Source organism: Frankia sp. CoBUL1 (genome assembly GCF_978021245.1).
Genome location: NZ_CDXDOS010000102.1, coordinates 1 through 11547, shown reverse-complemented (window position 1 = coordinate 11547; position 11547 = coordinate 1). Strand labels below are relative to the sequence as shown.

Here is an 11547-nt window from a genome sequence, read left to right as displayed (position 1 = left end):
GGTTAAACGACAAGCTCAGCCAAAGTTCTCCCAAGATCGGCGAGACTTCAAGGGGCGAGGCGTTCGACGGCCCAGAGATCTCCGGCCGCGGTCGGGACGCCGCCGCCCGCATCGCAGCCCCGGACACCGGTGGCGTCCGGGTCGGCGACGGCGAGGGAGTCCGTGCCGCCGCCGTCGGCCGGTACCGACACCCGCCGGTACCGCAGCCGGTCGTGCAGCCGGTCCGCGCGGCCCTGCCAGAACTCCACGGTGTCCGGCACGATGCGTAGCCCACCCCAGAACTCCGGTGTCGGCACCCGGGTGCCCTCGGGCCAACGGGCCGCGAGCTCGGCGGCGCGGTCGTCGAGCACCGTACGGGACTCGATGACCGTCGACTGGTGGCTGGCCCAGGCGCCGAGCTGCGAACCATGCGGACGCGACTGGAAGTAGCGTTCCGTCTCGGCCCGGCTCACGCGCTCGATCGATCCGATGACGACGACTTGGCGCTCGAGGGCGTACCAGGGGAAGACCAGCGAGCCGAAGGGGTTCTCGGTGGCCTCACGGCCCTTGCGCGAGGTGTAGTTCGTGTAGATCACGAAGCCCCGCTGGTCGAACCCCTTGAGCAGCACGGTCCTGGCACTGGGCCGCCCGGCGGCGGATGCCGTCGCGAACACGGCGGCGTTGGCCTCCGGAACGCCTACCCCGGGGGTGGCCGCGTCGATGAACCAGGCGGCGAACTGTTCGACCCAGGTCGGCGCGAGATGCTCCGGCTCCAGACGACCGGCGCGGTAGCCCTGGCGGAGCAGGGCGGGATCGGGGACGTCCAGATCGGGGACGTCCGGGTCCGGACCGCCCACCGGCGGCTCGTCGGCAGCGGAGGCTGGGGCCACGCCCCAATCCTGCCAGGCAGGCCGCGCACCCCAGTGGGACGGCCCCGAGAGTGATCCCGCCGGGCCAGGGTCCGTCGTCCCGGTCAGGAGAGCTCAGCCAGGATCTCGCGGACGCCGAGGTCCCAGCGAACCGTGAGGTCGGTGCACCGTCGGCCGGCCAGCCGATATGGCGCGTCGCCGCCCGACGACCCCGACAACAATGCTGGTACCAGGGTGATACCGCGAGCTGCGAGATCATCGGCCAGCGCGGGCAGCCATTCCTGGACGATCCACGGCGCGTGGATTCCCAACGTTGAGTATCCGAGCACGAGAAAGTCGGCGACGGCGAGCGTCTCATTCATGAACATGGACACGGTGTCGCCGATGCGTATCTCCCAACGGTCCAGGTGCACCGCGTGCCCCGCCGCGCTGATCGCCCGGCCCAACCGTTCGGCGGGTGCGATGTCCGCCGCGCGATGACTGATGAAGACGAACGCCATGATCCTCCCGCCGTGTTCGCGCTGCGTGACTGCCGCCGGTCAGGCGTTCCAGGCACGAGGCCCGACCGTAGCGCGGAATGATCTCAGTTGACCAAACTTTCCGTTCACGACTTTCGGCATATTCGTATAAATAGTAATATAATAGATAAAGATGCTGTGACTTACGTCATATTTTATGGGTTTCGCGTTGCCCGGTGCGTCGGTCTGTGCGCTGTCGGCCCCAGATAAGGGTTGGATGGAGCATCGCGGGGCACCTGCGCCCTGGCGCGCTGGGAGGCCTCACGGCAGGATCGGACGGAGCAGCACCGACGAAGCAGGACGCGGACGGGCCGCCGGCGGGACCATAGAGACAGAACCGGTGGGACCAAGAGACAGAAGCGGAGATCCGGACTCGATGGCCGAGAAAACAAGCGATTTCAAGCCCGGTCTGGAAGGTGTGATCGCCTTCGAGACGGAGATCGCCGAGCCGGACCGGGAAGGTAGCGCGCTGCGTTACCGCGGCGTCGACATCGAAGACCTTGTTGGCAAGGTCGACTACGGCCACGTCTGGGGGCTGCTGGTCGACGGGGCGTTCGAGCCCGGACTGCCGCCGGCCGAGCCCTTTCCGGTCCCGGTGCACTCCGGTGACATCCGGGTGGACGTGCAGAGCGCGCTCGCGATGCTCGCGCCCTACTGGGGCCTGGGCCAGCTGATCGACATCACCCCGGAGCAGGCGCGGGACGATCTTGCCCGGGCATCGGTCGTGGCGTTGTCGTTCGTCGCCCAGTCCGCGCGGGGCCTTGGTCAGCCGGCGGTGCCGCAGAAGGAGGTTGACCGGGCCCGGACGATAACCGAGCGGTTCATGATCCGTTGGCGTGGTGAGCCGGATCCCAGGCACGTCCAGGCCGTGGACGCCTACTGGGTCTCGGCCGCCGAGCACGGCATGAACGCCTCGACGTTCACCGCCCGGGTGGTCGCCTCGACCGGCGCGGACGCCTCGGCGGCGCTGTCGGCCGCTGTCGGTGCGCTGTCCGGTCCGCTGCATGGCGGTGCTCCGTCCCGGGTGCTCGCGATGCTCGACGAGGTCGAGCGCACCGGCGACCCCCTCGGCTACGTCCGCCGCGCCCTGGACCGCAAGGAGCGCCTGATGGGCTTCGGGCACCGGGTGTACCGCGCCGAGGACCCGCGGGCCCGGGTGCTGCGCCGGACCGCTCGTGACCTGGGCTCGACCCGCTACGAGGTGGCGGAGGCCCTGGAGGCCGCCGCGATCGAGGAGCTGACCAATCGGTTCCCGGATCGCCCGCTGCGGACCAACGTCGAGTTCTGGTCGGCGGTGGTGCTGGACTTCGCCGAGGTGCCGGCCCATATGTTCACGTCCATGTTCACCTGTGCCCGCACCGCCGGCTGGAGTGCCCACATCCTGGAACAACAACGCACCGGGCGGCTGATCCGCCCGTCCGCGCGGTACGTGGGCCCCACTCCGCGCCCGCTCGGTGACGTTCTGCCGGGGGTCAGCCGTGGCTGACGCTCCCGCGATCGTGCTGCCCGACCGGCTGCGTCCCCGGGACGGCCGGTTCGGCTGTGGCCCGTCGAAGATCCGTCCCGAGGCGGTCGAGGCCCTCGCCGCGAGCGGGGCGACCTACCTCGGCACCTCGCACCGGCAGAAGCCGGTCAAGAGCCTGGTCGGCCGGGTGCGGGCAGGCCTGTCCGAGCTGTTCTCCCTGCCCGAGGGCTACGAGGTCGTGCTCGGGATCGGCGGCGCCACCGCCTTCTGGGACGCGGCAGCCTTCAACCTCGTCCGGACCCGCTCCCAGCACCTCGTCTTCGGCGAGTTCGGGGGCAAGTTCGCCGACACGACGAAGGGCGCGCCGTTCCTGGCCGCGCCGTCGGTGATCTCCTCGCCGCCCGGTACGCATCCGGACTGGGCGCCGGAGGCGGGCATCGACGTCTACGCCACTCCGCACAACGAGACCTCGACCGGTGTCGCCCGTCCGGTCCGCCGGCCGGTGGGTGCGGACGACGGCGCTCTGCACCTGGTCGACGCCACCTCGGGGGCCGGCGGGCTGCCGGTCGACGTGCGCGAGGTGGACGTCTACTACTTCGCGCCGCAGAAGAGCTTTGCCTCCGACGGCGGCCTGTGGACGGCGCTCGTGTCCCCGGCTGCGATCGACCGGCTCGCCGAGATCGCCGCGACGGACCGGTGGATCCCGCCGTTCCTCGATCTCACCACAGCCCGGGACAACAGCTCCAAGGACCAGACCTACAACACCCCGGCGGTCGCGACTCTGTTCCTGTTCGCCGACCAGATCGAGTGGATGCTCGCCCAGGGCGGGCTGGACTGGTGCGTGCGGAGGACCGCGGAATCGTCGTCCATCCTCTACACCTGGGCCGAGAAGACCTCCTACGCGACACCGTTCGTCGCCGACCCGGCCGCGCGTTCGCAGGTCGTCGTGACGGTCGACTTCGAGGGGGTGGACGCCGCCGCCGTGGCCAAGGTGCTGCGCGCGAACGGTGTCGTCGACGTCGAGCCCTACCGCAAGCTCGGCCGCAACCAGCTGCGGGTGGCCTGCTTCCCGGCGGTCGAGCCGGCCGACGTCGAGGCGCTCACCACGAGCATCGACTACGTGGTCGAGCACCTGTAGGCGGTCGAGCACCTGTAGGCGCCGGGAACCGGCGGGAGCCGCCAGCCCAACCACAAGGGCCGGGGCCGCGGGAGGCGCCGCGGCCCCGGTGGGGCGCATCCGGTCAGCGCAGCGGGCGCTCCGGTGCCGCCTGGGCCGCCTGGGCCGCGATCGGGTCGATCCCGCTGTCCCCGACCCCGCTACGGTCGTCGATCGGGACATACGACCGCTGATCGTAGCCGATGTACAGCTGGCGCGGTCGGGCGATCTTCTGCTCGGGGTCGAGTAGACCCTCCTCCCACTGCGCCAGCCATCCCGGCATCCGGCCGATGGCGAACAGCACCGGGAACATCTCTACCGGGAAGCCCATCGCCTGGTAGATGATGCCGGTGTAGAAGTCGACGTTTGGGTAGAGCTTGCGCGCGACGAAGTACTCGTCCTCCAGCGCGATCCGCTCCAGCTCCATGGCCAGGTCGAGGAACGGGTTCGTGCCGGTGACCTTGAAGACCTCGTCGGCGACCTGCCGGATCACCCGGGCCCGCGGGTCGTAGTTCTTGTAGACCCGGTGGCCGAAGCCCATCAGCTTCTTCTTGCCGTCCTTCACCTGGGCGATGAAGGCGGGGATGTTCTCGACCGACCCGATCTCCGAGAGCATCCGCAGCACCTGCTCGTTGGCGCCACCGTGCAGCGGACCGTAGAGCGCGGAGATCGCGGCGGCGGCCGCCGAGAACGGGTCCGCCTGCGAGCTGCCGACCGCGCGCATCGCGTTGGCCGAGCAGTTCTGCTCGTGGTCGGCGTGCAGGATGAACAGCACGTCGAGGGCGTGCTCCAGGTTGGGGTCCGGCTCGTACTTGAGCTCGGTGGCCTTCCACATCATGTTGAGGAAGTTGCCGGCGTAGGACAGGTCGTTGTCCGGGTAGACGTACGGGAAACCGACCGAGTGTCGGTAGGAGAACGCCGCCAATGTCGTGATCTTGGCGATCAGGCGGACGATCTGCAGCCGGCGCAGCCCCGGGTCGTCGATCGTCTTGGCGTCCGGGTAGAAGGTCGACAGCGCACCCACCGTGGAGACCAGCATGCCCATCGGGTGCGCGTCGTGGTGGAAGCCGTCGATGAACTTCTTGATCGATTCATGGACCAGGGTGTGATGGGTGATCTCGTCTTCCCAGGTCGACAGCTCCTCGGCGGAGGGAAGCTCGCCGGCGAGGAGCAGGTAGGCGACCTCGAGGAAGCTGCTCTTCTCCGCCAGCTCCTGGATCGGATAACCGCGGTAGCGCAGGATGCCGGCGTCACCGTCGATGTAGGTGATCGCACTCCTACAGCTCGCCGTGTTCGTGAAGGCGGGGTCGTACGTCATCAGCCCGAAGTCGTCGTCGCTCGTTTTGATCGAGCGAAACGCACTCGCACGTACCGCGCCGTCCGTAACCGGTATCTCATACGTTTTTCCGGTGCGGTTGTCGGTGACGGTCAGTGTGCTGACCTGCTCGGACACGCCGGGCTCCTCTCGCTGTGGCGGTGCCGCAATGACGGCACTAGCCCAAGTCGGGGCGCGCGTCCGGGTACGGAGCGCTCACGCCGGTTCGCTGGCTCACATGGTTGTTCCCAAGTTTGGCCGTTCGTGCCTGCACATGCCCGTGATCGGTGAGCTCCGTCCCACGTGTGCTACACCACCCCCGGTGGGACAGAGTCTCCCGTGGCTGCGCTCGGGGTTGGAATCACGCTTCGATGGTCACCGCGGCTCGCCCAACCGGGTGGACCGCTCCTCGCAGAGCGAGGAGCGGTCCTCGCCGCCGGTGGCTCGGAGCCAGGCGAGCACGGCCAGCACCCGACGGTTGTCGTCCGCGGAGGCCGGCATCCGCAGCTTTGTGAAGACGTTGGCTACGTGGTTCTCGACGGTCTTCGGCGCCAGATGGAGTTTGGCGCCGATGCCCTGGTTCGATCGTCCCTCGGCCATGTGCCGGAGCACGGCCCGCTCCCTGGCGGTGAGGAGTTCCAGTTCGTCGGCCCGCCGGCGATGGGCCAACAGGCCGGCGATGACCTCCTCGTCGACGACGAGCCGGCCGCTGACCACCCTGTGTAACGCGTCGTGCAGCGCGGTGATGTCGTCCACCCGGTCCTTGAGTAGATATCCGATGCCGCCGCCCCCGTCGCCCAGCAGCCGCAGCGCGTACGGCGTCTCGGCGTACGTGGACAGCACCAGGACGCCCATCGCGGGATGAGCCGCACGTATCGTCTCGGCCGCTATCAGCCCCTCGTCGGTGAACGTCGGAGGCATCCGGATGTCCAGGATGACGGCGTCGGGCCGGCTGCCGGCGAGCTGGTCGATGATCTCGTCCGCAGTCCCGGCCTGCGCGACGACCTCGACTCCCGCGGCGGCCAGCAGCATGGCCAGCCCCTCGCGGAACAGGGCCGAGTCGTCCGCGACGGCTACCCGCACGGGATGCTCGCAGTCAGCCGGGTGCCGCCGCCGGACGGGCTGACGATGCTCAGGTCGCCGCCGAGCGCACGTACCCGGTCCGCGAGACCCGCGAGCCCGCCACCCTCGACCACGACGGCACCGCCCTTACCGTCATCGGTGACTTCGATCAGGATGCCGCCGTCCACACACCGGACCGTCACCCGGACCTGGGCCGCCCCGGCGTGTTTGACCGTGTTCGTCAGCGCCTCGCAGATCGTGTAGTAGGCGCAGGCCTCCAGGATCGGCTCGAACCGGACGGTCGGGATGTCGAACTCGACCTTGACGGGAAGGGGCTCGATCACCACCTCCAGGGCTGGGCGCAGCCCACCCTGACTCAGCATGGCCGGGTGGATTCCCCGGGCCAGACTGCGCAGGTCCTGGAGAGCATGATGCAGATCCTCGCGAGCGGCTTCGATGGCAGAGATCGTATCGGGGTCGGAGGTCTTTGTCCGGGCGAGTCCCAGTCTGGTGGCGAGGGCCAGCAGCCGTTGCTGGACGCCGTCGTGCAGATCGCGCTCGAGGCGGCGCCGTTCGATCAGGCCGGCCTCCACGATGCGGGCCCGGGAGGCGCGTACGGCGTCCAGCTGCGCGGCCACGGCGGCGTGCAGCCGGGCGTTCTCCAGCGCCATGGCGCTGGCCTGCAGGGCGACCGTGACCAGGTCGCGGTTGCGCTCCTGGGCGGCGGTGGCGGAGATCAGCGCCAGTGGCGCGCCCGACGAGGTCGTCACCGGCACGAGCAGCCGGCCGGCTCCGGGGCGGGGCGGGGTGGCCGTGGCGCCGTCGGCGTCGACGTGCCGCCGCTCCTGCGGCATCCATAGGAAGAGCTCGGCGGAGTCGTCGTGCAGAGCCGTACGCAGGATGTCCCGTACGGCCGGGACCGTCGGCGGCATCGGCAGCGTCGCCAGGATCTGTGCGATGCGGGCGCGGGCGAGCTGGCGGCGTACGCCCGCTGCGGCGAAGGCCAAGGGGATGGTCAGCAGCGCGAGCGCGATGAGGATGAAGGCCGGCGGGACGTAGGCTCCGCTGGGCTTGCAGACGAAGATGTTGACCGTGGCGGCGAGGGTGAACGCGATCAGCAGCGCGATGGCGACCGGTCCGAAGATCCGGCGGTCGAGCGCGGAGTAGCGGCGCAGCCGCACGCGGACGACCCAAAAAAAGGCCGCGGCCAGCACGAGGGTCAGGCTGTCGAGGACCCAGATGATCTCCTCGAAGGCATCCCGGTCGATCGGCGAGCCATACCACCAGACATTTCGGGAATATCCGAACCAGGTCGGGTCGGAGATGCCGACCAGTCCCAGGTTCGCCACCGGGATGAGGAGGACGGCGCTCGCCAGCAGGGCGCGCTCGCGGTTGCTCTGCAATCGCCCGACCGGATATCGCAGCGCGCCCCAGCCGAGACAGACCCAGAAATGCGTGTAGGCGAACGTGGAGATGAAAGCCGACGGACCCTCGTCCCACGCCACGGTCCAGGTCAGTGCCCAGAGCAGACCACTGAAGATCATGGCTCCGGTGGCGCTGCCCAACGCGTCCTCGCCGTTCAGCAGCACTCCGGTGAGGACGAAGGTGAGCGCCACCGAGACGTTGATGCCCGCCGTCACCGGGTTGTCGGAGAATGCCGGCCACTGGCAGGCGACCGTTCCGGCCGTGGTGGCCACGCCCCCGATGCCGAAGCACCATGAGCGGTGGCGGGCGGCGCAGGCGGCCAGCCTGCGGGGTACACGCGGATGAGGCACCTCAATCCACCGTATGTAGCCGGAATCTCACCGAACAAGCGTCGCACATGGCGACCACGGGTTTTGAGGGTTCCCCCCTAATCTCCCGGCGGCAACCCCCCGAAGAACTCTGGAGCTGCCCCCGAAGCCAGCGGTGGCATCGAAGGTGGAGGCTGGGAGAAACGGGTCGGTGTCCCTCGGCGACCGGGCCTTCGGGACCGGGCCTTCGGGGGCCGGAGCTCGCGAGAGGCCGCCTGTGGTGGTGGGTCGGCTGCCGCTGGGGGGGTGGCCGACCCACCACCTGCTGTTTTCGGCGGTTCACCAGAATGTCATTCGTTTCTGAGTGTCGCTAACGAGTACCGTCGTGAGATGGAGACCGAGACGGCACGTGAGGCCGAACTCGCGTCCGCGCTGCGCCTGTCGGTGATGCGGCTTTCCCGGCGCATGCGCCAGGAACGGTCGAGTCGGCTCACCCCCACGCAGACCTCCGCGCTTGCCACGCTGGAGCGGCACGGCCCCATGACGCTCGGGGAGATCGCCGCCCACGAGCGCGTCCAGCCGCCGTCGATGACCCGGGTGATCGCGCATCTGGCCGTCACCGGGCTCGTCGAGCGCCGGCCGCATCCCACCGACGGCCGTCAGGTGATCGCCGAGGTGACCGAGGCGGGTCGAGCCCTGCTCGAGGACGACCGTCGGCGCCGGGACGAATGGCTGACCGATCGGCTGGCCGAGCTCTCACACGAGGAGATCGCCGCGCTGAACCGCGCCGCACCGATCCTGGACGCGCTTGCCGGCTCGTAGGCCGCCCGCCGATCCGAGCATCGTTCCAACCGCCGTTCAGAGCTCCACCCAACCGCCCTGCTGATGGGAGGTCTGCGCGGCGGCCATCAGGTGGTTCGCGGTGAGCAGGTCGTGGAAGGTGGCGCCGCGGACCAGCCGGGCGTCGTCGAGTTCGGTGGCACGCACCACGTCGTAGGTGGCCTCCACCAGCCCCGGCCGGGAGGTCGGCACGGTCGGCATCATCAGATCCCGGATGCCGCTGTCGTCCTGGCGGCGGACCAGACGGCCCCGGACGACGATGCGTCCGGAGTCGCCGCATACCGTGAGGGTGGCTGTGCCGAGGTTCCCGCCCATCTGCTCGTTGATCAGGACCGTCGCGCCGCTCGCCGCCAGCAGGGCCAGCGTCACCGGTGCGTCCGGGGTGAGCGCCGGGGCGGGCATCGCGGCCGGATCGGCGCAGACCGCGAGGATCTCGCCGCACCAGCGCATCGCCAGGTCGATGATCTCGACCCGCCCGGCGGGCCCGTTCGGCGCGCCCACCACGGTCATCTGGGTGAGCCGGCCCAGGGAGGGAACGGTCGCCGCGACGTGGGTGGCAGCCGGCCAGGCCCGCCCGTCGAGCGCGACCACGTGGGCGAGATCACCCTCCTCGGCGAGGTCGGCGACCGCGCGCAGGGCCTCGGCCTCGACGGTCGCCGGCCCGGCCAGGAGTACGTGCAGGCCGATCTCGGCCGCTTGCCGGGCGACGATGTCGGACGCGGGCGGCGGTATCTCCACGCAGACCGCCTCGATGTCGTCCGAGAGCAAGGTGAGCAGATCGGCGTACGCCCGTCGGACACCCGCCTCGGCGGCCCAGGCCAGGGACTCCAGCGGCTCCGGGGCGAGGAGACCGACGACGTCGACCCCGGCATCGCGCAGCACCTCGGCGGTAGTGATGTCCGAGCCGTCGGTGACCAGGGCCATCGCGAGGGGCAGGTCCGGCTGCCGCCGACGCACGACGCGACGCAGCTCCCGCCAGGCCTGAGAAAGGGCGGGATCGCGCGGCGGCACCAGATCGGGGAGCGTCGTCACAGCATTGATAGTGCTCCCCGTCCGGTGGCGAGGGTCGCCGGTCAACCCGATTGTCGCCGAGAACCGATCGGAGGCCGAGCGCTCGCCATCCGGGCCCGGAGCAGGTCCATGCCGCACTGTTCGTCTCGGCTCAGGGAGACTGCCGTCCGCTCCAGGGAGACTGTCGTCCGTCCCAGGGAGACTGTCGTCCGTCCCAGGGAGCCTGTCGTCCGCCCCAGGGAGAGGGAGCCTGTCGTTCCAGGGAGGTTGAGCTGGCAACCAGACTGTTCGTGGCGGCCGTCCCACCCCCCGAGGTCGCCGAGGCGCTGCTCGCGGCCGTGCGCAGGACGCGCGCCGCGGCGGCGGATCTGCGCTGGACCACGCCGGACCAGTGGCACGTCACGTTCGCCTTCCTCGGGCCGGTGCCGGACGACCGGCGCGCCGAGCTCGGCGTGAGACTGGCGCGGGTGGCACGCCGGCACGGCCCGTTCGCCGTCGAGACGGTCGGCGGCGGACGGTTCGGCGATCGGGTGCTGTGGACCGCGGTGCGGCAGCCACCGCCGGTGACCGCGGACGCATCCGTCGACGGCATTGCCGCAGCCGCAGCCGCAGCCGCCGGTGACGTGGCAGGCTCGCGAGCCAGCCCACGCCTGACAGCGCTGGCGGTCGGGGTCCGGCGGGCCGCCGAGCGTGCCGGGGCGGCCCGCCGGGACACCCGTCCGTTGCGCGCACATCTGACGCTCGCCCGGGTGCCGGACGGACGCGGGCGGGCACTGCAACCGCTCGTCGAGCTGTTGCGTGCCGATGTCCCATCGCTGCCCTGGAGCGTCGAGCGGCTCATCCTGATGAGCAGCTCGGGCGGCGGCGAGTCCGGATCATCCCCCACCTACCGGGCGGAGACGGTCTGGGACCTCGTCGGTGGTCAACCGTCGGTCGAGGGATCCGCCGGGCGGTAGCGGTAGCCCACGCGGCGGATGGTCTCGATACGGTCCCGGTGCTCCGGGCCGAGCTTGCGCCGCAGCCGCGTCACCAGGACATCCACCGTGCGGATGTCGGGAGCCGACTCGTCGTCGACCTGATGGCCCCAGACCGAGCAGAGCAGTGCCTCCCGGCTGTACGCCTGCCCGGGATGGCGGACGAAGAAGTCCAGTACCTCGAACTCCAGGTAGGTCAGCTGCAGGGTCCGGCCGTCAACGGTGGCGAGCCAGGCGGTGCGGTCGACCCACACCCCGCGCTGGGGCGGCGGCGCGATCTCCCACTGGCCGGTCCGGAGGCCGGCGTCGGGCGTGTGCGCGGGCGCCGTCGCGGGCAGGGACGGTCGTGGCAGGGACGGTCGTGGAAGGGACGCCGCCGGAACGGACGCCGCACGGGAGGGCGCGGTGTGGGGCGTCCGGTACGGGAGGACGGTCGTCTGCGGGGGCATTACTGGCCTTTCGGTCAGGTTTCTCTCGGTCACCGAAGATCGGGTGGGCGGCGAGATGCCGCCGACGTGTCAGCGTTCTGGCCGGTGGGTCCGCCGGGTACGCGGCGCGGTGGCGCGAAGATGGTGGCGGTGTCTCTCACCAGCGGCGGCGGGGGAGGGCGGGGCCGATGTTGTTC

General features: G+C 70.3%; 11 protein-coding genes. 4 read left to right on the top strand and 7 right to left on the bottom strand.

What is annotated here, in order from left to right; translation table 11 throughout:
- Positions 1 to 47 precede the first annotated feature (47 nt).
- Both pdxH and AC08OX_RS09705 read right to left on the bottom strand, forming a co-directional pair.
- Entirely contained in the window at positions 48 to 869 is an 822-nt protein-coding gene (pdxH, locus tag AC08OX_RS09710; protein ID WP_476607504.1) for a pyridoxamine 5'-phosphate oxidase, read from the bottom strand.
- An 83-nt stretch (positions 870 to 952) separates the two neighbouring features.
- The gene (locus tag AC08OX_RS09705) at positions 953 to 1348 is read right to left on the bottom strand and encodes a toll/interleukin-1 receptor domain-containing protein (RefSeq protein ID WP_476607503.1); all 396 of its coding nucleotides are present in this window, start codon (positions 1346 to 1348) and stop codon (positions 953 to 955) included.
- 394 nt (positions 1349 to 1742) lie between these two features.
- Between AC08OX_RS09705 and AC08OX_RS09700 the strand changes: the two genes are divergently transcribed.
- On the top strand, positions 1743 to 2852 hold the full coding sequence (locus tag AC08OX_RS09700; protein ID WP_476607502.1) for a citrate synthase 2: 1110 nt from the start codon (positions 1743 to 1745) through the stop codon (positions 2850 to 2852).
- Positions 2845 to 3969, top strand: a complete 1125-nt coding sequence (gene serC / locus AC08OX_RS09695) for a phosphoserine transaminase (protein WP_476607501.1) — start codon at positions 2845 to 2847, stop codon at positions 3967 to 3969. The genes AC08OX_RS09700 and serC overlap by 8 nt, the downstream gene beginning before the upstream one ends.
- Positions 3970 to 4072: 103 nt before the next feature.
- Here serC and AC08OX_RS09690 read toward each other — a convergent pair whose 3' ends face one another.
- The 3 genes from AC08OX_RS09690 to AC08OX_RS09680 form a co-directional block, all read right to left on the bottom strand.
- A complete protein-coding gene (locus AC08OX_RS09690) occupies positions 4073 to 5440 on the bottom strand; it encodes a citrate synthase (RefSeq protein ID WP_011434559.1) in 1368 nt (455 codons plus the stop codon).
- A gap of 237 nt (positions 5441 to 5677) precedes the next feature.
- On the bottom strand, positions 5678 to 6385 hold the full coding sequence (locus AC08OX_RS09685; protein WP_476607500.1) for a response regulator transcription factor: 708 nt from the start codon (positions 6383 to 6385) through the stop codon (positions 5678 to 5680).
- Positions 6376 to 8139, bottom strand: coding sequence for a sensor histidine kinase (locus AC08OX_RS09680; RefSeq protein WP_476607499.1), 1764 nt, complete (start codon positions 8137 to 8139; stop codon positions 6376 to 6378). The genes AC08OX_RS09685 and AC08OX_RS09680 overlap by 10 nt, the downstream gene beginning before the upstream one ends.
- 348 nt (positions 8140 to 8487) lie before the next feature.
- On the opposite strand from AC08OX_RS09680, the gene AC08OX_RS09675 reads away from it, so the two are divergent.
- Positions 8488 to 8919, top strand: coding sequence for a MarR family winged helix-turn-helix transcriptional regulator (locus tag AC08OX_RS09675; RefSeq protein ID WP_476607498.1), 432 nt, complete (start codon positions 8488 to 8490; stop codon positions 8917 to 8919).
- Between the two features lie 36 nt (positions 8920 to 8955).
- Here AC08OX_RS09675 and AC08OX_RS09670 read toward each other — a convergent pair whose 3' ends face one another.
- The gene (locus tag AC08OX_RS09670) at positions 8956 to 9969 is read right to left on the bottom strand and encodes a Gfo/Idh/MocA family oxidoreductase (protein ID WP_476607497.1); all 1014 of its coding nucleotides are present in this window, start codon (positions 9967 to 9969) and stop codon (positions 8956 to 8958) included.
- A 269-nt stretch (positions 9970 to 10238) separates the two neighbouring features.
- On the opposite strand from AC08OX_RS09670, the gene AC08OX_RS09665 reads away from it, so the two are divergent.
- Positions 10239 to 10904, top strand: coding sequence for a 2'-5' RNA ligase family protein (locus AC08OX_RS09665; protein WP_476607496.1), 666 nt, complete (start codon positions 10239 to 10241; stop codon positions 10902 to 10904).
- Here the strand turns inward: AC08OX_RS09665 and AC08OX_RS09660 are convergent.
- Positions 10871 to 11371 carry a winged helix-turn-helix domain-containing protein gene (locus AC08OX_RS09660; RefSeq protein WP_476607495.1) on the bottom strand — a complete coding sequence of 167 codons (501 nt, stop codon included), beginning with the start codon at positions 11369 to 11371 and terminating at the stop codon, positions 10871 to 10873. The genes AC08OX_RS09665 and AC08OX_RS09660 overlap by 34 nt on opposite strands.
- Positions 11372 to 11547 lie beyond the last annotated feature (176 nt).